22 protein-coding genes are annotated in these 22,697 nt (G+C 62.8%); 9 read left to right on the top strand and 13 right to left on the bottom strand.

Translation table 11 applies throughout. From position 1 onward, the window contains the following. Positions 1-308: 308 nt before the first annotated feature. Genes CXG43_RS06330 through CXG43_RS06300 form a run of 7 tightly spaced genes read left to right on the top strand, consistent with a single transcriptional unit; the run spans position 309 to position 5,927 of the window. Positions 309-959 (top strand): hypothetical protein, encoded by a 651-nt coding sequence (locus tag CXG43_RS06330; RefSeq protein WP_101099182.1) that lies wholly within the window; start codon positions 309-311, stop codon positions 957-959. Beyond that, complete coding sequence (locus CXG43_RS06325) at positions 959-2,281, top strand: XVIPCD domain-containing protein (RefSeq protein WP_101099181.1); 1,323 nt, start codon at positions 959-961, stop codon at positions 2,279-2,281. Before CXG43_RS06330 ends, CXG43_RS06325 begins: the two co-directional genes overlap by 1 nt. Next, complete coding sequence (locus tag CXG43_RS06320; RefSeq protein ID WP_101099180.1) at positions 2,274-2,978, top strand: hypothetical protein; 705 nt, start codon at positions 2,274-2,276, stop codon at positions 2,976-2,978. The genes CXG43_RS06325 and CXG43_RS06320 overlap by 8 nt, the downstream gene beginning before the upstream one ends. Next, the gene (locus CXG43_RS06315; protein WP_101099179.1) at positions 2,975-3,199 is read left to right on the top strand and encodes an XVIPCD domain-containing protein; all 225 of its coding nucleotides are present in this window, start codon (positions 2,975-2,977) and stop codon (positions 3,197-3,199) included. The genes CXG43_RS06320 and CXG43_RS06315 overlap by 4 nt, the downstream gene beginning before the upstream one ends. Positions 3,200-3,248: 49 nt before the next feature. Next, positions 3,249-3,893, top strand: a complete 645-nt coding sequence (locus CXG43_RS06310) for a hypothetical protein (protein ID WP_101099178.1) — start codon at positions 3,249-3,251, stop codon at positions 3,891-3,893. A gap of 58 nt (positions 3,894-3,951) precedes the next feature. Further along, on the top strand, positions 3,952-4,602 hold the full coding sequence (locus tag CXG43_RS06305) for a hypothetical protein (protein WP_101099177.1): 651 nt from the start codon (positions 3,952-3,954) through the stop codon (positions 4,600-4,602). Beyond that, positions 4,599-5,927 carry an XVIPCD domain-containing protein gene (locus CXG43_RS06300; protein WP_101099176.1) on the top strand — a complete coding sequence of 443 codons (1,329 nt, stop codon included), beginning with the start codon at positions 4,599-4,601 and terminating at the stop codon, positions 5,925-5,927. The genes CXG43_RS06305 and CXG43_RS06300 overlap by 4 nt, the downstream gene beginning before the upstream one ends. Before the next feature lie 715 nt (positions 5,928-6,642). Here CXG43_RS06300 and CXG43_RS06290 read toward each other — a convergent pair. The 13 genes from CXG43_RS06290 to CXG43_RS06225 all read right to left on the bottom strand — a co-directional run bounded on the left by CXG43_RS06290 (position 6,643) and on the right by CXG43_RS06225 (position 20,948). Next, the gene (locus CXG43_RS06290; RefSeq protein WP_101099174.1) at positions 6,643-7,200 is read right to left on the bottom strand and encodes a DUF4189 domain-containing protein; all 558 of its coding nucleotides are present in this window, start codon (positions 7,198-7,200) and stop codon (positions 6,643-6,645) included. 659 nt (positions 7,201-7,859) lie between these two features. Next, on the bottom strand, positions 7,860-9,002 hold the full coding sequence (locus tag CXG43_RS06280; RefSeq protein ID WP_232767651.1) for a type IV secretion system protein: 1,143 nt from the start codon (positions 9,000-9,002) through the stop codon (positions 7,860-7,862). Between the two features lie 64 nt (positions 9,003-9,066). Continuing rightward, positions 9,067-9,864, bottom strand: a complete 798-nt coding sequence (locus CXG43_RS06275) for a hypothetical protein (RefSeq protein ID WP_157825167.1) — start codon at positions 9,862-9,864, stop codon at positions 9,067-9,069. A 44-nt stretch (positions 9,865-9,908) separates the two neighbouring features. Next, positions 9,909-12,356, bottom strand: a complete 2,448-nt coding sequence (locus CXG43_RS06270) for a VirB4 family type IV secretion/conjugal transfer ATPase (protein ID WP_101099170.1) — start codon at positions 12,354-12,356, stop codon at positions 9,909-9,911. A gap of 47 nt (positions 12,357-12,403) precedes the next feature. Then, positions 12,404-12,736, bottom strand: a complete 333-nt coding sequence (locus tag CXG43_RS06265; RefSeq protein WP_101099169.1) for a VirB3 family type IV secretion system protein — start codon at positions 12,734-12,736, stop codon at positions 12,404-12,406. Further along, positions 12,729-13,112: a TrbC/VirB2 family protein gene (locus CXG43_RS06260; protein ID WP_101099168.1), complete on the bottom strand. Its 384-nt coding sequence runs from the start codon at positions 13,110-13,112 to the stop codon at positions 12,729-12,731. Before CXG43_RS06260 ends, CXG43_RS06265 begins: the two co-directional genes overlap by 8 nt. 69 nt (positions 13,113-13,181) lie before the next feature. Then, complete coding sequence (locus tag CXG43_RS06255; protein ID WP_101099167.1) at positions 13,182-14,111, bottom strand: lytic transglycosylase domain-containing protein; 930 nt, start codon at positions 14,109-14,111, stop codon at positions 13,182-13,184. A gap of 55 nt (positions 14,112-14,166) precedes the next feature. Beyond that, positions 14,167-15,210, bottom strand: coding sequence for a P-type DNA transfer ATPase VirB11 (gene virB11, locus CXG43_RS06250; RefSeq protein WP_057687456.1), 1,044 nt, complete (start codon positions 15,208-15,210; stop codon positions 14,167-14,169). A gap of 15 nt (positions 15,211-15,225) precedes the next feature. Continuing rightward, entirely contained in the window at positions 15,226-16,479 is a 1,254-nt protein-coding gene (locus tag CXG43_RS06245; protein WP_101099166.1) for a TrbI/VirB10 family protein, read from the bottom strand. Next, positions 16,476-17,252 (bottom strand): TrbG/VirB9 family P-type conjugative transfer protein, encoded by a 777-nt coding sequence (locus tag CXG43_RS06240; protein WP_101099165.1) that lies wholly within the window; start codon positions 17,250-17,252, stop codon positions 16,476-16,478. Before CXG43_RS06240 ends, CXG43_RS06245 begins: the two co-directional genes overlap by 4 nt. Then, a complete protein-coding gene (locus tag CXG43_RS06235) occupies positions 17,249-18,298 on the bottom strand; it encodes a type IV secretion system protein (protein WP_101099164.1) in 1,050 nt (349 codons plus the stop codon). The genes CXG43_RS06240 and CXG43_RS06235 overlap by 4 nt, the downstream gene beginning before the upstream one ends. Positions 18,299-18,383: 85 nt before the next feature. Next, complete coding sequence (locus tag CXG43_RS06230; protein WP_232767648.1) at positions 18,384-18,863, bottom strand: toxin co-regulated pilus biosynthesis Q family protein; 480 nt, start codon at positions 18,861-18,863, stop codon at positions 18,384-18,386. Positions 18,864-19,271: 408 nt separating this feature from the next. Continuing rightward, entirely contained in the window at positions 19,272-20,948 is a 1,677-nt protein-coding gene (locus CXG43_RS06225; RefSeq protein ID WP_101099163.1) for a type IV secretory system conjugative DNA transfer family protein, read from the bottom strand. 162 nt (positions 20,949-21,110) lie between these two features. Between CXG43_RS06225 and CXG43_RS19075 the strand changes: the two genes are divergently transcribed. Continuing rightward, the gene (locus CXG43_RS19075) at positions 21,111-21,650 is read left to right on the top strand and encodes a DUF4189 domain-containing protein (protein WP_157825168.1); all 540 of its coding nucleotides are present in this window, start codon (positions 21,111-21,113) and stop codon (positions 21,648-21,650) included. Continuing rightward, positions 21,634-22,671, top strand: a complete 1,038-nt coding sequence (locus tag CXG43_RS06210) for a DUF4189 domain-containing protein (protein WP_157825282.1) — start codon at positions 21,634-21,636, stop codon at positions 22,669-22,671. Before CXG43_RS19075 ends, CXG43_RS06210 begins: the two co-directional genes overlap by 17 nt. The last annotated feature ends 26 nt before the right edge of the window (positions 22,672-22,697 follow it).

Genomic DNA, 22,697 nt, shown 5'->3' with positions numbered 1-22,697 from the left:
CACGTCTGGGATCGGGCATTTTCGCCGCGCATGGCGCGGCGCTACCGATGCGATCCGGTTACCCGTGCGCCAACGTTTTGACGCAAACAAAACATCAAACTGGTAAAAAGGACGATCTATTCGTCACGAATCGAGCACATGTCGCCAAGGAACGGAGACAACAACGCAGCCCCGCACGCCGGTTCGAGCCCCAGGCTCCCGCGTGTGCGCCCTGCCCTGCGCCCGCCACCGGCGCGCTCGATGGCTTGCGTGGCCACCGCATGACCGCATCGATTTTCCCCTTCCCACCCGCAACCAGGAGGCCCCCCGTGCGCCGAACGTTTTTGCCGTGCGCTGCCCTGCTCCTCCTCACCGCCTGCCATCCGGAGAACGCCATGAACCAGGAAATCACCACCGCCGAACAGGACGTCGAAAACGGCGGCCGCGGCCTGGCCAAGCTCAATCCCAGCCCACGCCAGGCGTTCGAGCTGGTGCTGAGCCTCGCCGATGCCCCCGGTGCATTCGCCGTGGTGGAAGGCGTGGCCCAGTACGACGTCACCAATGAGCAGGAATGCGGCCGCATCGTTCCGGCCACCGGCATGGCCGCGCGCATCACCAGCCAGGAGCCGGTGCAGCTGAAGAAGGTGTCCGATACCGAGTACCGCGGCACGGTCTACCTGGACCGCATGCTGGATGAGGATTACTACGGACGCGGTGTCTGCAAGTGGACCTTCAGCGGCGCTGGCGCGATGTTGAAGGCCACCGGCGCCGACGGCGAAACCCGCTTCACCTCGTTCATCGAAGCCGATCAGTTCATCGCCGGCAAGGCACTGACCCGCCATTACCCGGACCGCGATTACCCGCGCGTGGAATCGGTGCCGGACTTCGGCCAGGCCGGCCACGAAGACCCGTCGCGATTCCGCCCGGAGCTGCAGGATGCGCTGTTCACCGCCACCCTGACCGCCCATGAGGTGCGCTGATGCCGCTCACCCACCGCGACTACGCCGCACTTTCCGCCGATGCGTATGAAGACCACAAGGTCGGCCGTCGCGCGCCCGGCCAGGAAGAAGTTGTGCCGCTCAACGGGCACAACTACAAGGTGCTGGAGCACGTAAACAACCGCCAGAACGGCTACCAGGGCACGATCTACCAGCGCGAGGACACCGGCGAGATCATCGTCTCCCACCGCGGCACCGAGGAGATCCTGCAGGACGCCGTGCTTGCCGATGGCGGGATGGTGCTGGCGCGCTACAACCTGCAGGCCAACGATGCCATCGCGCTGACCCAGCGTGCGGTCGCGTTGTCCAAGCACATCGGCGAGAACGAAGGCCGGGCCCCGGAAGTCAGCGTCACCGGGCATTCGCTGGGCGGCGCGCTGGCCCAGGTCACCGCCCACCACTTCGACCTCAAGGGCGAAACCTTCAACGCCTACGGCGCAGCCAGCCTGGGCCTGCGCATCCCCGAAGGCGGCACCAGCGTGCTCAACCATGCCATGGCATCGGATCCGGTGAGCGCAGCCTCCGGCCATTACGGTGAGGTCCGCCTGTACGCCAGGCCGGATGAGATCCGCACGCTGGGCAACGCCGGCTTCAGCAACAAGTGGTACAACGGCGTGATTCCGGATTCGGCGCTGGTCGCAGCGGCCGGCTCGCTGGGCGCGCACAAGCTCGGCAATTTCGCAGACGCCGGATCGGTGCTGGACGACCCTGCCACGCAGGCCTTGGCCAAACAGAACGCGCGGATGATCGATGAGTACCGCGACAAGATGGAACTGCTGCGCGGCGCGGTCACCACCGGTGCGCGCGGCGTGCCGGGCGTGGCCGTGGACCTCTACGACCGCATCCGCGGCCCGCTGGATCCCGGCGAACCGGCCCGCAAGGCGGCCGAAGACGCGCACAAGCGCGATGGTGCCATGCGCATGGACAGCCCCGGCCACCCCGGCAACCTGCTGTTCCAGGACGCATTGCGAGGCGTGGAGGCGCAGGACCTGCGCGCAGGCCGCACGCCAGACCAGCACACCGGCCAGTTGGCCGGCAGCCTGGCAGCGGAGATGCACGCCAACGGCGGCACCCGCATCGACAGCGTGCTGATGAGCAGCGATGCCTCGCGCACGTTCGGCGTGCAGGGCCAGGCCAACGACCCGGCTCACCTGCGGGTTTCGGTGGCGACTACCGAGGCGATGAACATTCCGCTGGAACAGAGCAGCGAGCGCATGCAGCTGGCAGCCAGCCAGCGCACCGGACAGGAGCAGGAACTTCAGTTGGCCCAGCAGCAGAATGCAGCGCGGCAGATGCATGCCTGATCGCACCTCGCTGCCATTTACCGGATCGGCGAAGAGGCGTTCCCTTCGCACGCCGATCCTGCCCTGCTTTGTCCTGCTGTTGCTTACTGCCTGCCACTCCGAGACCGTCATGAACCAGGAAATCGCCACCGCAGAACAGGACGTCGCACAGGGCGGCCGCGGTCTCGCCAAGCTCAATCCCGCACCGCGACAGGCGTATGAGCTCGTACTGAAGATCCACGACGCGCCGGGACCCATCAACCTTGTCGAAGCAGTGGCGCAATACGATGTGACCAACGAAGCGCAATGCGGGCGTATACAACCAGAGACAGGAACCGCCGGCCGCATCACCAGCCAGGAGCCGGTGGAGCTGCGCAGGATTTCCGAGGGGGAATACCGGGGCACGGTCTACCTGGACCGCATGCAGGACGAAGACTATTACGGCCGCGGTGCCTGCCACTGGGAATTCAGCGGCGCCAGCGCGGTGCTGAAGGCCACCGGTGCGGAGGGCGAAACCCGTTTCACTGCGTTCCTCGAAGCCCCGGCCTTCACCAAGGGTGAGCCACTGACGCGCTATTACGCCAATGCCGTGTACCCACGCGCTGCTTCATTGCCCGACTACCGCGCAGGCGGTGAGGCGGCGCCTGGCGATTACAAACCCGAGCTCCGTCAGGCACTGTTCTCTGTCCAGCTTTCCGCGCACCAGGTCACGCCATGAGCTTGACCAGCCAGGACTATGCCTCGCGCACCTTCGGCGTGCAGGGCCAGGCCAACGACCCGGCGCACCTGCGGGTTTCCGTGGCGACCACCGAGGCGATGCAGGTTCCCCTGGAACAGAGCAGCGAGCGCGTGCAGCAGGCAGTCACCCAGCGCATGGGCCAGGAACAGGAACTTAAGTTGGCCCAGCAGCAGAATGCAGCGCGGCAGATGCATGCCTGATCGCACCTCACTGCCATTTACGGGATCGGCGAAGAGGCGTTCCCTTCGCATGCGGATCCTGCCCTGCTTTGTCCTGCTGTTGCTTACTGCCTGTCACTCCGACACCGCGTTGGAGCAGCAGAACACCGCTGCAGGACAGCAAGCCCAACAGGGCGGCCGCGGGCTGGCCACGTTGAATCCTGCCCCCCGCCAGGCGTACGCGTTCGTCGTGACGATCGACGATGCGCCGGGCCCGTTCGCGGTGGCTGAAGGAAGCGCGCAGTACGACGTCATCAACGTACAGGAATGCGGACGCATCCTGGCGTCGACCGGACGCGCCGGGCGCATCACAAGCCAGGAACCCGTCGCGCTGGAGCATATCTCCGACACCGAGTACCGCGGCACGATCCATCTGGATCGCATGCTCGACGCGGACTATTACGATCGCGGCGTCTGCCACTGGAAGTTCAGCGGGGCCGGCGCCATGCTGAAGGCAACCGGTGCCGATGGCGAGACCCGCTTCCTGTCCTTCATCGCGGCCGACCGCTTCATCAAGGGTGAGACCGAGACTCGGCATTACGCCGACATGGGCTATCCGCGCGAGTCGCTGGACGACTACGCCGACTACGGCGAGAACGCCCCGGACGACTTCAAGCCGGAGCTGCGCGGGTCTTTGTTTTCAGCCACCCTGATGGGTAATGAGGCGCGCCCATGAGTGCCGCCCCATGACCCTACCTGCTTCACTCTTCCCCCCACCATCCAGGAGGCCCCCAGTGCGCCGATCACTTCTGCCGTGCGCTGTGTTGCTGCTTCTTACTGCCTGCCATTCGGAGACCGCCATGAATCAGGAAATCGCTACCGCAGAACAGGACGTTGAACAGGGCGGCCGCGGGCTGGCCAAGCTCAACCCCGCGCCCCGCCAGGCTTACCAGTTCGTGCTGAAGATCGACGATGCGCCCGGCCCGTTCACCGTGGTCAACGGCACCGCCCAGTACGACGTCGTCAACGAACAGGAATGCGGACGCATCGTGCCGGCGACCGGCCGCGCGGGCCGCATCACCAGCCAGGAACCGGTAGAGCTGAAGAAGATCTCAGATTCCGAGTACCAAGGGACGGTCTATCTCGACCGCATGCTGGATGAGGACTACTACGATCGCGGCGTCTGCCAGTGGAAGTTCAGTGGTGCCGGCGCCACGCTGAAGGCGACCGGTGCCGAGGGTGAAACCCGCTTCGTTTCCTTCATCGATGCGGACCGTTTCGTGAAGGGTGAGCTGGAAACCCAGCACTACGCCGACCTCGGCTACCCGCGCGACGAGATGGACAACTACGCCGATTACGGGAAAGACGCTCCGGAGGGCTTCAAACCCGAGCTGCGTGACGCACTGTTCTCGGTGACGCTGGCCGGTAAAGAGGCGCGCTCATGAGCCTGCGCAGCCAGGATTACGCCGCGCTCGCCGATGATGCCTACAAAGATCGCGCTGTCGGCCGCTGGGCGCCCGAAGAAGCCGAAGTCGTCCCCATCGGGGGCCACGACTACCGCATCCTGGAGCACGTCAACAACAAGAACGGCTACCAGGGTTTCATCTACCAGCGGGTGGATACCAACGAAATCGTCGTCGCCCATCGTGGTACCGAGCAGCCGCTGCACGATGTGGTCACCGACCTCGGCATGGTGGTCGCGCGCACCAACCTGCAGGCCGACGACGCGATTGCGTTGACTGCACGGGCCAATCAGTTCGCGCAGCGCGAAGAAACCCGTAGCGGACAGCACCTGGATGTCACCGTCACCGGCCATTCGCTGGGCGGCTCACTCGCACAGATTTCGGCACACCACCACGGCCTGAAGGGCGAAACCTTCAACGCCTATGGCGCGGCCAGCCTGGGTTACCGCATTCCGGAAGGCGGCAATGCGATGGTCAACCACGTGATGTCCGCCGACCCGGTCAGCGCGGCCTCCGGCCACTATGGCCAAGTCAAGGTCTACGCCAACGAGACCGAGATCAACAACCTGTACGGGTCCGGCTTCCGCAATGGCGCCGTTGCCGGCTTCCTGATACCCGATTCGGCGCTGCTGGCCGCCGGCCGCTCGCTGGATTCGCACATGATGACGAACTTCCTGGACAAGCAATCGGTGCTGGACAATCCCGCCTCGCAGGCGCTGGCCAAGCAGAACGAAGGCATGATCAGCGAGTACCGCGACAAGCTGGAATTCCTGCGCGGCGGCCTGACCACCGCGACCCGCGGCGGGATCGGCAACGCGGTGGATATCATCGACCGCATCCGTGGCCCGCTGGATCCGGGCGAGCCCGCGCGCAAGGCAGCGGAGGAAGACGCCCACAAGCGCGACGGCGCGATGCGCATGGACAGCCCCGGCCACCCCGGCAACCTGCTGTTCCAGGACGCGCTGCGCGGCGTGGAAGCACAGGACCTGCGCGTGGGCCGCACGCCAGACCAGCACAGCGGCCAGCTCGCCGGCAGCCTGGCGGCGGAGATGCACGCCAACGGCGGCACCCGCATCGACAATGTGCTGATGAGCAACGATGCCTCGCGCACGTTCGGCGTGCAGGGTGAAGTCAACGACCCGGCGCACCTGCGCGTGTCGGTGGAGACCACCGAGGCGATGAACACTTCACTGGATCAGTCCAGCGAACGGGTGGCATCACAGCAGGCCGCGCAGCAGGTGGCCTCGCAGGAGCGTGACCTGCAGATCGAGCAGAGCCAGGTGACTGCGCGCAGCATGAATGCCTGAGCCGTTGCCCGGCGCCCTGGTTGGGCTGGGCCTACGGTACGCGTCCGTGCTCCCTCAAGCCGATCTCACGCACTGGCTTCGGCGTGGGATCGGCTCAAGACCAGGCCCGATGGACGCTCAGCGCGGCCACTGGGAAACAGGTTGAACGAACAGGTTCATCGCTCAGGGAAACTGCAGGCCTCATAAGTAGCTGTGCACCCGGAGCCGGCAGGATCGATGCAATTTTTCTGAGCGTCTTGCCGGGCCAGTTCAGGCGTCACGCCAGTCCCTATTCCGCCCTTGGCTCCTGCAGGCCATGCGCCCGGGACCAGAAGCGCGATGCATTGATTGCTGTACCGCGAGATCACCGCGCAATCCTGGGCGCCTTCACGCTGACAATCCTTCATCGCCACCGCCGCCGCGGCTTCGCTGCTTGTCTGTTCCGCAGCAACACCCGCTGCGGAAGTGGAGGGCGACATCGCGATGGCTCCATAGCGCGTGTGCAACCAGACCGGCGGCGGCGGAGCCTGCTGCTGGGCCGGCTGGGCATTTCCTCTGCCCGGAATGGGCGCGCACCCTCCTACGCCTTGACCGCCCACAGGATATTGACCGGGTGGGCAGCGGCCTTCTGCGCCGGCCGCGAACGGAAGCATCGCAGACACAGCCAGTAGGACTACAAGAACAAACTTTTCGATCATCTTTCTGTACTCAGCCCCCCCGACAGAGGAGATGCCGTTCAATTCGGGACGACCTTGGGCGTCACACAGTTGTTGTAAAACATCCTGCACTTCTTGGCGCCGCCCTTGATGCAGTTCTGTGCAGCCTCGCGCTCCGCGTTGTTTGGATTGTTGTCCATGCCGATTGCACTCAGGCTGAGGCCGGCGGGCTCGGTAGCAATAGCCACGGCAATGCAGCTGTTTGCGTAGTGCGCCATCAGCTTGCAATCCGTGGCGCCTCTTGCCGCGCATCGCTCCAAGGCCGCCTCCTCGGCCAGCTCCTTCGTGTATTCGTTGACTGCATCCCCGAGTGCACCGCTGCTTGCCGAGAATGCGAGCGCTCCCCAGCTGTCCTCAAGATGCGAATAGGCAGTCTCGGCATAACTGGAACGGGAGGAGTAGCCTTGTTGCGCAGGCGCTCGGGAGCCAGAAGGGATCGGTGCGCACCCTTGAACCCCCCTCCCTCCGATGGGGTAGTAGCCCCGAGGGCAGTTACCTTCGGCAAACGCGCTGAATGCACAGAGCAGCAGGAGCAGGGAAAGCAGCAGAGTGCCGGTGTAGTGTGATCTTGCGTTCATTGCGCTTACTCCGACGGGCCACGTTCTAAGACTATCAGCACAGCAGATATAAACCCCATCAAAGGGATTCAAGTTCTGGCAGGCTGCAGGCACTGTACGCAACCTTGCAGCCGTTACCCCTCGGGTTGTCGCAGTAGCTCATGGCTTTCTTGAGTGCCAGTTCCGGTGTCATACCTTCACCCAGCCCACCCAATCCCTTGCCATCCCCACCATCGGGAGACACCCACGCGAAGCATTGGTTGCTGTACTCCGCCATGATCTTGCAATCGGGCGCGCCATTGCGGCGACAGTCCGCCATCGCGTCACTTATCGCTGCCGCCTTGGCTCTGCGTCCTGCTGCCGCCCCTGCGTCAGAGGTCGAATCGGAGGCCGCGACAGCCCCCCAGCGCGTTCCCCAACGTGATGTCGGCGCGGCTGGCTGCGGAACAGCGCGTTGTTGGCTCGCTGCAGCCCCCGGGATGGGGGCACAACCCTGCACCCCTTGGCCACCAATCGGGTAGTGGCCAGGCGGGCAGTTACCTTCTGCATTAGCCGCAAGTGGGCTGAGCAACGCCTGGAAGCCCAAGACTCCTAGCAGAACCAAAACCGTGCGGCGCATTTGAAACCTCGGTACATGGAACAGTTGAATCAATGGCGCCACCTGACACCGAACAGGTAAGTCAAGGGGCGGTGGGCGCGTTTCCTCTGCTACCCGCTGTCGGCGCACTGCTGGCAGCGCCGGCTGACGGATTGAACGAGGGCGTCATCATCGACTGTCGAGCATCATCGGCATAAGAACTAGCCGCTGGCTGATAAGAACCAGGGTTGTACGATCCCGGTGGCTGGCCTTGGGGTCCTGGCGCAGCCGCGACGGGAGATCCACCAATCTGGGAGTAAGCCATGAAGTTACCCAACGTTCCCTGGAAGAACATGGCCGCCATCGGCGGGGCAGTGAGAATCAGCGTGGTCAGGATCAACCCCATGCCACCCTGCTGCAGTGCCATGCTGCTCATGCCGGTAGTGAAGTCTTCACCCATCAAGGCACCGAACGCGGACGTGCCCCAGAATGCGATGGCAACTCGCGTCACCATTCCCGTCGCAATACCGGTCATGGCCGCCAGCACCGCCATCGAGAACATCGTGCCGATGCCGTACATCAACCACCGTTGGAAAAGTGACTTGGTCTGCTCGAAAAGGAGAGACAGAATGAACAGGGGGCCAAGTCCGATGAACAATGCCATTGCGACTTCGTAAAGAAGGAGCATCGCACCAGCCGTTACCGCCGGACCACCCGTGCCCAGCCCGATGAACCACATCGCCCTGGTTTTCGCGCCGTCCAAGGTAACATCACCCATGACATCCAATTGGTCTACCGATGAAAGCGCCAACTGCATATAACCCAGGTTTTCGTCGATCAGCTCCTGCGGGGTCTTGTCCGGATCGCCCGTCACGACGCCCGTGATGAGATTTCGCAGGTCTTCCACAAGGAAGCCATCAAGCTCACGTCCGAACATCGCCATGGAGGTTGCAACGGTGACGATCAATGCAGCCTTCGCCACATTGGTGACCAGCTCCATCATCGACTCACGGCTGCGTCCGGTAATGATGCGATAACCCTGTACCAGGATCCAAATCGTCATCAACGTCAGCGCCATCCAGCCGACCCACGCCATCACGCGCCGCATCAGCTCAAGGCCGTACGTCGCGATCTCTTCCCGCAGGTAATCCAGGATGAGCCGAAAGAAGAAGAAATCTCCGATCGACGACGTTGCAAACGGCCCGTGCGGCCACTGCAATGCTCCCTGTACCCATGTGCCGTCCATCATCCCTAGACTCATCACTTCACCTGCCGGTTGATCGCATTCCGCCGTCTTACGCCGGGACTACTTACCTGTTCGCGCTCAGCGCCGCTTTCAGCGCGGCCGTCTTTACAGCAGAACCGAGGATCGTCTTCTCGCCCTTCAGGGCACGCTCGGCGATCAACTGCTGCTGTCGCTTCAACGCGTCAATCTGCTGGTCATACGTTTTCATCTTGCTGTCCCATGCCTTGAACTCCGCGTCCATGAACGAAGTGGACAAGGTGGAGTTGGCCGCCACTTCCTGAAGTGCACCCTCTTCCTTGGTGAACCTGAGGCGGATCTTCTGGATCTCCATCAGCATGCCACGCACGTCAGGCATCGTCTTCTGGACAACCTCGACCGTGTCGTTGTAACGCTGGTTCTCCAGCAGCTGGATGGTCATGCAGATATTCTTCTGCTGCGCAGCGAGATCACCACCAAAGTCGAGGCCAATCGCTTCCAGCACGCCGCCCAGACTGAATCGGGTATTGATCCCGCAGCGCTCATAAACGTTCCAGTCTGGTTCAACTTCCTTCAACTGCACGCCCTTCGGCAGAAGCGGGGACGCAATTATCTGCTTGTACTGCGCAAGCCGCTGCCGCCAATTCTCAAGGGTGTTCAACCAACGCATTTTATTCTCACCATACTCGGCGGCTGCCTGCACCTGCTGGGTAACGGTATTGAGCTCTGTCAGCGTGCTGTTGATCGTATTTAGGCCAACCTCAACAACGGGAATTGCCGGTGCTGGCGCGGCCAGCACCATCGAAACGGCCAATGTCAGCGCTGCAAGACGCGCTGCAATCGGCCTGGCGCGGCCTCGGGCGATCATTTCGTTTCGAGCGTCCATCATCTTCTCCATTAGGTCAGAGCCGGGCCGGTGGGCACGGCGAATCAGGCAGCGGCGTCGCGTCCGGAATTGGCACGTCGCCCCGACCCCTTGCGATGGCGATAGAAGTCCTCAAGCCACTGTTCAGGGCTGAGTGCTGACTCAGACACCTTTTCGCGAAGGGCTGCTTCATGCATTACGCGATGCATAACATCAATGTTATCCGTAGATGCGGAAATCACCGAAAGGATATCGTCCATGCCACGAAGATTAAGCTGGCACACATTGGAGGCGTGGCCCTGCTTGACCAGGAAGCAGCGTGATCGCTCATCCAGCGCCGTGACCACCTTGAACTCAGCCTCGGTCAGCTTCAAACCCTCGACATAGTCTTCGCGGCTGGCATTTGGGTTGGGCAGCAGGATCAGCGTAGCGGTCTGCTCGATCAACGCCGCGGCGATGTCGCTGTTCAGCGCATCCTCCGGACTCTGGGTCGCGAAGATGCCCATGCCATTCTGCTTTCGGATGGTCTTCTGCTTGTTCTTGGCGAACTCTTTCAGGCCGCCGCTGCCATCGAGGATCTTCCAGAACTCGTCCATCACGTAGATCAGGCGGCGGCCGTCGATCAGCGATTCCAGACGGTGCAGCAGGTACTGGATCACCGGCACGCGCACTTCCGGGTTGTCAATCACTTCGGTGTAATCGAAGCCGATGATGTTGGCCTTCTGCAGGTCGATGGTATCGACCGGGTTGTCGAACACCCAGCCCAGCGAATTGCCGGACGTCCAGCGCCGCATCCGTGCGTAAAGTCCGTCATCGCCCATGTTGGGCAGGCTCTTCTGGAAGTTGGTCATGCTGCGCAGGTGCATGGGCGTGTCCAGCATGCTCTCGACGGCGCGGAAGATGTCTTCCTCTTCGCGGGCACTGTACTGGGTCTTGCCGGCCAGGATCTTGACCAGGTCGGCCAGGAACTGCACGTTGGATTCACTGCGTTCGCACTGGAACGGATTGAAGCCGGTCGGGCGTCCGTTCTCCAGCGCCAGGTAGTTGCCACCACAGGCACGCACGAAGATCTCCGCGCCGCGGTCCTTGTCGAAGAAGAAGATGGTCGGCGCCGGATCGTACTTCTGCACCTGGCTGAGCAGGAAGTTGATCAGCGCCGTCTTACCGGTACCGGACTTGCCGATGACCATCGTATTGGCGATGGCCTTCTCACCCAGCGAGTTTTCCCCCGGATGGGTGGCGTGGAAATTGAAATAATACGGCTGCCCGTTGGTGGTCTGCAGCGTGGTCACGCAGTCACCCCACGGGTTGTTGTACTGCTTGCCCGTGGCAAAGTTGTGCAGCGGCGACAGGCCGAGGAAGTTCAACGAACTCAGGTTGGCCAGCCGCGTGCGGTAACGCCAGTTGGCCGGAATCTGAGAGTAGAACGAGGATGTCACCGCCAGGTCTTCCTTGGCCGACACGAAACCCGCATTGGACAGCTCGGCACGGGTGGCGGACACGTTGGCGGCCAGCTTGGCCTGGCTGTCGGCATACACCGCGATGATGTAGTGGTACTCGCCCAGCACGAAGTTGCCCGACGACAGCTGGTCCATCGCATAGTCCAGCTCGACGATCTGGCTGACCGCTTTGTCGCCGGAGGAGATCATCATGCCCTTGGTGCGATCGAGGATCTTCAGCGCATCCTGGCGGCCCATCGGGCTGAAGGAATGGGTGATGACGTACTCGAAGTCCAGGTACTTCAGGCCGTTCAATACACCTGGCCAGGTGCCCTCGGCGAATTCCTTGATGTTGAGGATGGCACCGAAATGGTTCACGCCGTTCGGCGTACTGATCACATAATCGCCCGATTTCGGCGAGAACATGTGCCGGCTGACCGGCAGGTAGTCGGCCACCGGGGCGGCGAGCACCGGCACCGGCTCGTCAATGCGATTGAGCAGGTAGCCGAAGAACTCCAGCGTCTCGGAGAACACCACGCCGTTGGCCGCCTCGTACATGCCCAGGCGATACGGGGCGTAATCCCGGATCACCGCTTCCACGTTGCCGGCCAGCTCCAGCAGCTTTTCGACCGCCTGCTCCTGTTCGGCCTGCAGCCGCTCCACATTGCCGGACTTTTCCACGAAGCGCTTACCGGCCACGACGGGCCGGTAGATCATGGTCAGGTACAGCTCGTTCTGCATGATGCGCTGGCCGGACAGCATGTCCATGTAGACATCGGACACGTCCTGGTTGAAGCGCTCCTTGAACTTGCTGCGCGATTTCAGAGTGCGCCGGCGGCGGATGTCGTGCACCCAGAACGCCACGTTGACGAAGTCGGGCGCGCGCAGCGACTGCAGCAGGCGATTGAAGGTGTTGTGCTTGTGCTCAAGCTCCCACTCCTCACGGCCCACGAATGGCAGTCCTTCCAGGTGCCAGGTCAGCAGATAGTCGCCGCCAGTGGTCTTCACCACTGCCGGTGCAACGTGCGAGGACAAAGGAATGAACTCGCTGATCGACGTATCGGGACTGAACATGCAACGCTCCTGGATCACTGGGCAAACCGTACTGCGGATGAGGCTTCTCAGCGCGTTTTCTTGGGACGCCGGTAGTCGTCCGGCGCCGGGGTCTTGCGGTAGGCATTGGGACTGAACACCCACATCCCGTCATGGTCCTGCAGGTTCCGCGCACGGAACTTGAACTGCAGGCGCAATCCCATCAGACGGAAGATCATTTCGTCACGCTTTGCCATCTGCCGCATGATGAAAACCGCCACTGGAATCGCGAGAAGCACCCACAGATTCCAGTACATGGACAGCAGCAAAAGGCCGCCGGCGACCATGAAGAACGGCACATACGGCACGCCGAGGAACATCGCCGGCCGTGTGCATCCGCGGAAGACGACGTTCTTATGCATAGAACAGGCTGGAGGCCTGCACGAGCGCGGCGGTGCATTCGGTGGCGCCGTCACCCAGCAGCATCTTGGCGATCTGGCTGGCTGCACCGATCAGCAGACCACCGATCAGGATCGGCGACACGTCGGAGATGCGCTTGTGGGCGAAGGCGATCTGGTAACCGGCGAAGATCACCGCGATGGTGACGACGGCGATCGAAGCCATGTTGAGCAGGCCGCTGATGCTGTCGAAGAAGCCACAGACCTTCTTGTCGGTGTCAGCGAAGCCACCCGGGGTTGCGAACACTTCCGGCACGAACAGGGCGCCGACGAAGGCAGTCGCCAGCGCGAGGGTCTTGGCGGTGCGCTTGGCGTTGGCGAGATCGATCTGGGTCTTCATGGGTTACTTTCCTTTCCTGAGCTGGAGGGTCACTGCGTTGACGGGCCGCGGGGGCGCCCCGGTTAAAATTCAGAACACGAAAGCGTCATCCACAGGCGGCCGCTGGGGAGCCTGGGGTTGCTGCGGGAGCGGCGCGTTGCCTGCTGGCGACGCGTTGCGCTGCCCCCAAGGCTGCACCAGGACAGGCTCCTGCGAGCCTTGGGTACCAGGCCCGGGAGCGATCACTTGCTGCGGTGGCTCGGCATACTGGCCGATCGGCTGCTGGGGCTGGGTCGGCTGCACTGCCCTGTCGACCAAGCCCATCACCACCCGCGACAACGCTGAATCGGCGGTGTTGAGCAGGCTGCCGCGAACCATGGCATTGGTATCCGGGTACACCACGTAAGCACGTGCCGGATCATCCGGCTGTGCCACCACCACCGGCGCCTGGCCGCTGGAGATACGATTGTTCAGCCGCGTCACCCGCTCGGGCAGTGGCTGGCGCGTGGCCGCCGCAGGACGCGGGCCCTGGCGGTCGATCACGCGGATGGGCTGCACGCCACCGCCGACCGCTGCCACCATCTGGCTGCGCTTGATCGAGTTGAAGACCTTGTCCACGTAGCCGTGCCGGAACCCGGTGGTGAAGTTGCCCGAGTAGTAGCAGCTGAAGGATTTGCCCCAGTCACCGCCCGAACGCGAATGGCATTCGGCCAGGATGCGCGAGGCCGCCTGCAGGTTCGGGCAGGTCTCGAATGCTTTCTCGTAGCTGTTGAGCCCGTACTTGGCCAGGTTGTAGCGGTTCACCTGGCCCAGCCCCAACGAAAAGTTGTAGCCGTTCTGTTCCAGCATGCGCGCGGTGGCCACGGCCTCGTCCAACCGCTGCGGCTGGCGCGCCAGCGCGCCGCCGACCACGCCGATGGCGTACGGATTTCGCGACGATTCCACCTGCACGACGTGCTTCATCACGTCCATGGAGACGGCCATTTCCGGGCAGGCCAGTGCCTCGAGTCCAGGCAGCATCAGCGTGCCCTCCCCTTGCCAGTGTTCATCCGTTCCTCAATGTGCATGCCCATGGTCAGTGCTCCTGTCCCTGGGTGCGGCCGGGATTGAAATCGATGCCGGTGATGTAGCGCGAGCCAGCATGTGCCTTCACGTGCACCACGATGTCGATGGTCATCTGCAGCAGGCGTTTGATCACCGCGAACTCCAGGCCGGAGCCCTCTGCGGACGCCTTCACCATCAGCGCCAGCTGGTCCCAGGTCTGTTCCGGGCTGCCGGCGTGGCAGCTGGTGATCGAGCCGGGATGGCCGGAGGCGCAGTTGCGGATGAAGTAGAAGGCTTCATCACCGCGCAGCTCGGCCAGGATGATGCGGTCCGGCTTCATGCGCAGGCACGCTTCCATGCAGGTCTTTGCGGTGACGTTGCTGCTGCTCTGCCCACCCTTGGAGTACAGCAGGTGCACCACGTTGGGCTGGGTGATGAACAGTTCGCGCGCATCCTCGATGGTCACCAGCCGCTCGTCGGCCGGAATATGGTTGACCAGCGACTTCATGAAGGTGGTCTTGCCGCTGCCGGTGGCACCGGACACCACGATGTTTTTGCGGTACTGCACCGCGCGCTTGAAGAACTCGGCGTAGTCGCGCGAATGGCGCAGCGCGAGCAGCTCCTGGTCCTGCGTGTTGAGGCCGGCTTCCTGTTCCAGGATCTGGTCGAAGAAGCCGTCCTGCTGATACTGCGCCAGCGTGCGGGTGTGCTTTGAAGGCAGGCGGATCGTGATGGATACCTTGCCGCCATCGCAGGCCGGCGGTATCACGAACTGCGCGCGTGGCCCGCTGGGGAAGGTCAACGAGACCATCGGGTCGGCATCGGTGATGCGCTGCCCGGTGTTGCTCTCGTTGACCACCGCCGTGCAGAACTGGCGCGCGCGCTCGAAGGTCAAGGTCGGCACCTCGACGCGTTCCCAGCCACTACGGGTTTCCAGGTACAGCTCGCCCGGACGGTTGATGCAGATTTCCGTCACGTCCTGCGACTCCATGAACCCGGCAATGCCCAGCACTTCGTACTGGTACTGCAGGAATTCACTGGAGACCAGTGCGATGGGGGAAGTTTCTGCGTCCACGGTCCGTTGCGCTCCTTACATCCGGCGGCCGAGCACGGCGCTGAAGTCGACGTCTTTGGCGACGTAGACGTTCATGACAGTGCCCTGGTTGACGGTGACGGTAGGCTGCGGTCTCTGTGAAAGTGCCTCGTTGGCGAGACGCTCCATGGTGCGTGCGGTCGCGCTTTCGTACGGACTCTGCACGGCGAAACCATTGCTTCCGATCGTCGTAGTCTCGGGGCCATTTTCAGCCGCTGCGTATTTGAACGCATCCGCCAGCAGACTGATCATCAGCGCGCTGGTCAGGCGCTTCCCCCAATGCGCGGTGTACTGACCCGGCACGCCGGCTCCACCAAGTCCATCCGTACCCGGGCTGGACATCGCAACATCAATCCCGTTGGGGGTAGTGATGCGATCCCAGATCACGTCGACACGCTCGCCCACCGGACCGCCGCCATAGCTCCCATAGATCTTTGAGCCTTTTGGCAGCAGCAATGTGCGTCCATTGATTGAATATACGGGCTCCGTGACAAGACAGGACGTATAACCCGGCACGTCGGTTATGATGCGGGTCTCGAGCACGCAGCGCAGGTAGGTACCGCGCACGAGCAGCGCGTCCGGACTACGGATGTAGGAGGCGTTCGAAATGTCCTCTACGTCTGCACCACGGCGAACCGATTGATCCCCACCGTTGGCCTGGGTCTGGTTCTGATTCAGCTGAGCGACCAATGCCGCGCGCGTTGCCGGATCAACCCCACCTTGAGACGGTTGCCCCTGTCCACCGCCCAGTGCCTCGGCGGCAGCAATTCGCCGTTCGAGCAGCGTGGGCTCACGCGGCGCACGCGGCATGGGGTCCTGAGCAAGCAACTCAAGCTGCTGGCTCTCCTGCGACGCAGGTTCGGGCGGAAGCAGCGGAATCGCATCGGCCTGGGCCGACGCCTGGGGCTGCGGCGTCGCTGCAACGCTGGGCAGCTCCGGCGTCGTGGTACGCGCTTCACTGCGCGGCGCACGTTCGGGTTCGGCTTCGCCGCCCTTGCGCAGCAGCAGGAAACCCATGGCGATTACCAGCAGCAGGATTCCGCCCAGAAAGAGCAAGGCCTTCCGGTCAAGGCGCCGTTCCTCCACTGTGCGCAGGCGAGGAGCGGCTGCATCCAGGTCCGGATCAGCCTGCGCTTCGGCGCGGTTGAAATAAGGGTTGTTCTCGGGCTGCGTGCCATCACCTGGATTACGAGCCGGCGGCACGTCACGGCGGTCGTAGGGACCGTTTTCCGGGGGAGTGTTCTGGCTCATTTATTCACGTTCCTTCGCAGACCAACGACATTCTGGCCGTGGCGGATCACCAGGTAGGGATGGGTGCCGTGTACCACAAGCGTGTTTCCTTCCACCGTGGTATTGACCACGAAGTCCTCGCCATTCTCGGTCTCTCGGCCAAATACCGCCGGGAAGATGCCAGTCTTGTATTCGGGTGACGCAGGCAGGCGCACGTAAGTGAAGCGACCGTCGTCGTACGCATTCACCGGGATCAACCAGCCCATCCTCTTCGCGCGACGCGTTGAATACGAGTAGTCGAAGTTGTAGCGCCGATCCTTTGCCAGCGATGTGCTGAGCAACGGCTTGGCCTCTTCTTCAACCGCTTCCTGGGCAACACCAAACTCGGAATCGCTGGGGTAGCTGAAGGCGATCCGGTACTGGACGCCCGCCTTGCGCGCCTGGTCGAGCTGACGCCAATCGGTCGCCACCACCTTCAGCTCGAAGATGTAGGAATGCGTTTCTGTGCGCACCATCATGTTGGTGTCCACGTCCACGTTCTTCGGCTTGAGATAGAACACGTTATCGCGGCGGGTAAGCTCCCAGCCTGCGCTGAAACCCGTGCTGTAATCAAGGATCTTCTCGTTCGGACTCAGCTCGATCTGGGTGGTCAGGCCCAGACCGGTGCGTACGGTATAGATGCGATCTTTTTCGTATTCGTAAAGGTCAACGCCCTGCGCCGAGGCCGAAGCTGCCGACAGGGCCAACGCCCCGACGAACAACCATGCAAATGTCCTGATCTTGCGACTACTCATCGGGTGCTTGCTCCATCAGCAGTTCCGGTGGAAAGGTTGCGCGCCGGCAGTGGCGTGCCTTGGCCCGGCGCAGCCTGCGCCGGCGAGCCGGGAACCGGCGCACCTTGGGCAGGCACCGGTTGCGGTGTATAGGAGCTAGGCGCAGCCTGCTCCGCCGTCGTACCGGGAGGTAGCGGCTGCGCGGGCACCGCCAGCGGCTGACCTGTCACAGGATCAAAGCGGGCGACCGGCTGTGCAGGTGCCAGTTCAGCGGCTACCCCGGCTGGCGCGGCAGTGACTGGCGCGGCGGTGCTGGCATCGGGAACCGGAACGCCGCCGGCGGCGTAGTCGCGGTCCACGCGGTATTCAGTCACCTGGAAGGAGAGCGGGTTAAGCACCCGCTCCTGCTCGTTGAGTGCGAGCGCCGCTTTGTACTCGAACTGCAGGGTGACCAACTGATTGTCCATATAGGTGGAGGCTCCGGTCCGCTTATCCAGCAACGTGCGCTGGATGCGTACCGAGGCACCACGGAAACCGCCACTTGGGAGAACGCCGAGCGGGGTGATGCTGAGTATCTTCACCCGCACCGCGCGGCCGGTACCGTAAAGGACCAGGGGACTCTGCGGGTTGCTGCGGTTGTACAGGGCCTGCAGCGCCGCGCCGACCGGCTGGCTGGACATCACGAAGACCTGCTCCCAGTCGCGCAGGCCCATGATCGCGTAATCGTAGGACTCACGTGCCAGCACATACTGGGCGACGTTGCTGCGGTTGATCGCCTCGTTGCTGGTGATCGAGTTCTCGCCCAGGTTTCCGGAAAGTCGCGCAACCGAGGCCGTACCCGTGTAGGCGTCGGCCATCACCAGGAACGGCACCTTCTCCTTCAGCGGCAGCATGTAGTAGTAGCCGCCGGCGAGCGCCAAGGACATCACCAGCGACGCACCGGCCACCCACCAGGCACGACGCTCGCTCTTGCGCGCCATGTCGGCCACGGTCAGCTCATAGCTCACCGCCTTGGCGACCGCCTGCTCCACCTTGGGACTATTGCCTGGGTCTTTCTTACGGAACATGGGGTTTTCCGGACTGCATGATCGTCAATGAGCGCCATGCCCCTGCGACCAGCGCAGGAACATCACGACGGGAAAACGGCAGCAGTCAGCTACCGCTTGGCGCGGTTTCGGCGGGTGCGGATGCGGGTGTGGCGCTGGGAGCGCTGGCTGGCGTGGTGGCCGCCGTCGGCACCGCGGCGCTGCTGCCGGCCACGATCTTGTTGCCCACGATGCTCACGTAAACACCCTGCGCTGCGTATGCAGTGGTGACGTCGGCCACGGCTTGCTGCGCACTGGTCGTGGAGATACGGGAGACGCCGCCATGCAGCGTGTAATCCGACCCCAGCCGGTAATCCAGCGACATCCCCGAATCGGCAGCCCAACGCTCGAGCATGGCCTTCAACGTGCCATCCATCGGCGATGCCTGGAAGGCATAGCTGGTGTACAGGGGAATTTCCGTGGGCGCGGCGTCGAAGCGATTGACCGGCTTCCACCGCCCGCCGAAATCAGGTGCAGGCTTGGTGGCACAACCCGACATCGCAACCGCCGCCACGGCGATGAAAATCTTCAGCAACGCTTGCTGCATACGAACATCCTTTGACGTACGAATAAGCAGCTTCGATACGGGTGGTTCGGCAGTCCAGCGTTGCATCTGCACGCTGGAACCGGTTACGCGCCGGCCTGTGCCGTTACGTGCAACCGTCTCCCCTGCGGCTCAAGCCGCCTGCCCAACAGACGCTGCGCAGGCCCTGGGGACCTGCTGCATCGCCTTGCACCGTGTACGAAGCCATCCCTGTTCCGGTGATGCTGCGCATCACCTGATCGACTCCATCAGTTCGATGAACTGAACCGATGCGGAAGAATCGCATAGAACGAGGTCAAGAGTGCGTCAAGAAAGCATGAAAGTTCAACGTATGCACGACAATTTGTTGACGTGCGTCACCAGTTCACGCCGGTGAACGCATTTATTTGACGTCATTCATCGCGCGATGATTCATATCTGCAAGCTGGGAACGTCAACCTTTGCTAGCAGGCGCGAAGTGAAGTGGCGATCCTTGTAGTAGCGGATCTTGTCGCACATCACCGGGTGTGGAATGCCCTCGTACAGGAACACTTCTTTGTCCGTGCCCATGGCCTTCAGCTCCTGGGGCAGCATCAGCGCACGCCGCTCCTCACTGAAGCTGTGGCTCTTCTCGCGGCCCTTGGTGATGTTCTTCTTGCGCAGGGTGGTGTAGCCCAGCATGTCCGAATAATCGTTGGCATCCTGCTGCTCGCGCGGGGCGAACAGGATCTGCAGCGCATGGTTGGTGATGATGGTGCGCGACACGTCGCGGCCGTAGGTGGCATCCAGCTGGGCCATGCTCTGGATGATCGGCAGCAGCCGCACGTTGTAGCCGGCCATGTAGGACACCGCCGAGGCAATGATGTCGACCTTGCCGATGGAGGTGAACTCGTCCATCAGCAGCAGCACCTGGTGCTTCAGGTCCGGATTGGACTTGGGCAGTTCCTTGGTATTGAGGTTGATGATCTGGCTGAAGAACAGGTTGATGATCATCCGGCTTTCGGCCAGCTTGTTGGGCTGGATGCCGATGTAGATGGTCATCTTCTTCTTGCGCAGGTCGGTCAGCAGGAAGTCGTTGGTGCTGGTGGCCGCGTCCAGCACCGGGTTGATCCAGGCGTTCAGCGGCTCCTTGAAGGTGCCCATGATCGAGGCGAAGGTCTCATCAGCCTGCGACAGCAGGTTGGCGAAGGCCGACTTGGCGTTGCCGCTCAGGAATGGCCGGCTGGCCAGGGTCTGCAGGTCCTTGCGCAGGTCGCTGCCATCACCGGAGGAGATGCGGTAGATCGCGCCCAGGGTCGGCACGCCCTGCCCGCCCGGGAAGCCGCTGCGGCGTTCGTCATCATGATTGTCGAACAGGTACAACGTAAACGCCATGAACGCGTTGCGCGCCTGGCTGACCCAGAACTTCTGGTCGTCCGAGCCATCCGGATACAGCATCGCGGCGATGCTCATCAGGTCGGACACGCGGAAGGCCGGGTCATCGGAGACGTAGCTGAGCGGATTCCAGCGATGGCTGCGGCGGTCTTCGGCGAAGGGGTTGAACAGGAACACTTCCTGCCCCTGTTTGGCGCGCCAGCCACTGGTGAGCTCGTAATTTTCCTGCTTGATGTCCAGCACCACCACCGACTCTTCGTATTCCAGCAGGTTGGGAATCACCACGCCCACGCCCTTGCCCGAACGGGTCGGCGCAGCCAGGATCACGAACTGCTGGCCGGACAGGCGCACCAGCTTGCCCTTGTAACTGCCCACCACGATGCTGTCGCCGGTCTTCTTGAACAGCCCGTGTGAAGACAGGTCCGAGCCGGTGGCGAAGCGCGCATCGCCGTGCAGGCCCTTCTTCTTGCGCCGCAGCAGCAGGAAACCGGCCACCACCACGAACAGGAACAGCGGGATGCCGAAGCCCACGTAACCGGCGGCCTTGATCTTGCCCACGAAGGGCGCGACCTGCGGCTGGTCCAGCGCACTGACGTAGGGGTAGTAGGTGTTCCAGCTGAAATGGCCGGTGTCCAGGCCAAGGAACAGCAGGGTCAGGTAGCCCGAAAGCAGGTAGCCGGTGACGAGCGTCGCGACGATGGCGACCGAATAACGAACCAATTTCTGCGTGGACAAACCCGATCCTCCGTGAGCGCATGATGGGCCGGACTCTACACAACTGACCGTGACACGGGTAGGTGCACCGCCCTGGACACCCCCGGTGGGTGACGACTGCCCCCGGTGGGTGACGACCGTTGGTCGTCACGCTCTTCCCGATTCCTCCCACCACATCACACCATGCGGACCACTATCCGGGTATGCTCCGCGCGCCAAAAAAACAAAACCTGGAGCAACGGAATGCAACTACTCTCTTGGAGGCTCAGGCCTGCGCTGCTGTGTGCCACCGCGTTGGCCATTTCCAGCGCTGCGTTCGCCGCCCCCCAGGCCGGCGGAGCTGCAAGCAAGCTCCCTCCGCCCGGCACGATGTCAGCGGGCCTCCCTGCTGGCGTCGATATCTTCAGCAGCATGTTCGTCAGCGACAGCAAACATATTGTCGGCGATGGCATGGGCGCCACCGCAGTGGAGGCCAAGGCGCGCGCGCGCATGGAATGCCAGAAGGCCGCCCCGGACTGTGTTGAACTGGCCACCTTCCCGATCCGCAACCATTGCACGGGTATCGCCGCCGACAAGGGCGCAGTTGCCGGCAAGCGCGCCGTGTTCGTCATGGCAGCAGCCTCCGACACCGCCGAGGCAAAGTCATTGGGCGCCTCGGTGATGGAGCAATGCACCGCCACTGGCGCCAAACAGTGCGAGGTGCAGCTTGAATACTGTTTCTAGCATCCACTGGCGCGGCGCACTGGTGATCGCCGGCCTGCTGTTCGCGGGCGGCACCGCCCAAGCCCAGAATGGTGCGCAGGCTAGGCAACAGGCGCATGCGGCGCAGATGAACTTCCTTGGCTGGCAGCAGAGCCAGCAGGCTGTCCGCTACATCAGCGCGGAAGAAGCCAACGCCGCCCAGGAAGCCGCTGCCGCAGCGCGAGCTGCAGCGCGCCGGGTCAGCGATGATGCCAAGCGTGACTGGTGGGGTTCCGTGGTGGTCAGCACGGCGGATGGCAGCTGGAACGTCATCCTCAACCAGTACGAGCCGCAGACGGCAACGCGTGACGCAATGGGAAAATGCGAAGGAACCTGCTGGCCCGTAGCCACCTTCGCCAACAGCTGCGTGGTGCCAGCCTACAGCCAACAGGGCGGCATGTACTTCAATCACGGCGAGAGCAAGAAAAAGGCTGTTGATGCAGCACTCTCCACCTGCAAGGCTGCTGGGGGCGAGCAATGCCGCAGTCCGGAAGAGCAGGCATTCTGCACGGGTTGGAAGTTTGCCTATTCTGCGGTGGACCGGCTGAGTCACCGCTTGGAATTGATCGCCACCAGTCGCGTGGCGAAGCCGAAACTCGAGTTTTTCCCCGGCGGGGCGGAGTTCATCGCCAAACCCCTGGAGGCACGCGGATCCAGTACCGCGATCACCCCAGGAAAGGGACAGGACCCGGCGATGAACATGGCGCAGCCGTGGACCGCGATCGCTGCTGAACGCGACGGCCCAGCGTTTGCGATGCACTTGGGCGTGAACCAGAAAGACGCCGGTGATACGGCAATCAGCAAGTGCGGAAAACGCGGTTGCGAAGTGGTCGTTGCATGGTCGCTGGGTCAATGCGGCGCTATTGTCCGCGGACAAACCCGCACCTACGGCGGCAAGGGGGCCAGCAAGGCCGCGGCAGAGGAAAGCGCCGTCATGCAATGCGTGGAACAGGACGAAACCATCTGTCCGGTAATGTTAAATGAGTGCATGCCGGGCAAGTAGAGTGTAAGCACGCGCTATCGCCTTCA

It is taken from the genome of Stenotrophomonas sp. Bg11-02 (assembly GCF_002836635.1).
Classification (GTDB): Bacteria; Pseudomonadota; Gammaproteobacteria; order Xanthomonadales; family Xanthomonadaceae; genus Stenotrophomonas; species Stenotrophomonas lacuserhaii.
Note: the sequence above shows the minus strand (reverse complement) of the source record. Positions and strands in the feature narration are given on the sequence as shown.

Coding starts and splice junctions, on each gene's coding strand:
- CXG43_RS06325 (WP_101099181.1), top strand. CDS start 959: ATGCCGCTCACCCACCGCGACTACGCCGCACTTTCCGCCGATGCGTAT.
- CXG43_RS06320 (WP_101099180.1), top strand. CDS start 2,274: ATGCCTGATCGCACCTCGCTGCCATTTACCGGATCGGCGAAGAGGCGT.
- CXG43_RS06315 (WP_101099179.1), top strand. CDS start 2,975: ATGAGCTTGACCAGCCAGGACTATGCCTCGCGCACCTTCGGCGTGCAG.
- CXG43_RS06310 (WP_101099178.1), top strand. CDS start 3,249: ATGCGGATCCTGCCCTGCTTTGTCCTGCTGTTGCTTACTGCCTGTCAC.
- CXG43_RS06300 (WP_101099176.1), top strand. CDS start 4,599: ATGAGCCTGCGCAGCCAGGATTACGCCGCGCTCGCCGATGATGCCTAC.
- CXG43_RS06290 (WP_101099174.1), bottom strand. CDS start 7,200: ATGAACGCAAGATCACACTACACCGGCACTCTGCTGCTTTCCCTGCTC.
- CXG43_RS06280 (WP_232767651.1), bottom strand. CDS start 9,002: ATGGACGGCACATGGGTACAGGGAGCATTGCAGTGGCCGCACGGGCCG.
- CXG43_RS06275 (WP_157825167.1), bottom strand. CDS start 9,864: ATGGACGCTCGAAACGAAATGATCGCCCGAGGCCGCGCCAGGCCGATT.
- CXG43_RS06270 (WP_101099170.1), bottom strand. CDS start 12,356: ATGTTCAGTCCCGATACGTCGATCAGCGAGTTCATTCCTTTGTCCTCG.
- CXG43_RS06265 (WP_101099169.1), bottom strand. CDS start 12,736: ATGCATAAGAACGTCGTCTTCCGCGGATGCACACGGCCGGCGATGTTC.
- CXG43_RS06260 (WP_101099168.1), bottom strand. CDS start 13,112: ATGAAGACCCAGATCGATCTCGCCAACGCCAAGCGCACCGCCAAGACC.
- CXG43_RS06255 (WP_101099167.1), bottom strand. CDS start 14,111: ATGCTGCCTGGACTCGAGGCACTGGCCTGCCCGGAAATGGCCGTCTCC.
- CXG43_RS06245 (WP_101099166.1), bottom strand. CDS start 16,479: ATGAGCCAGAACACTCCCCCGGAAAACGGTCCCTACGACCGCCGTGAC.
- CXG43_RS06240 (WP_101099165.1), bottom strand. CDS start 17,252: ATGAGTAGTCGCAAGATCAGGACATTTGCATGGTTGTTCGTCGGGGCG.
- CXG43_RS06235 (WP_101099164.1), bottom strand. CDS start 18,298: ATGTTCCGTAAGAAAGACCCAGGCAATAGTCCCAAGGTGGAGCAGGCG.
- CXG43_RS06230 (WP_232767648.1), bottom strand. CDS start 18,863: ATGCAGCAAGCGTTGCTGAAGATTTTCATCGCCGTGGCGGCGGTTGCG.
- CXG43_RS19075 (WP_157825168.1), top strand. CDS start 21,111: ATGCGGACCACTATCCGGGTATGCTCCGCGCGCCAAAAAAACAAAACC.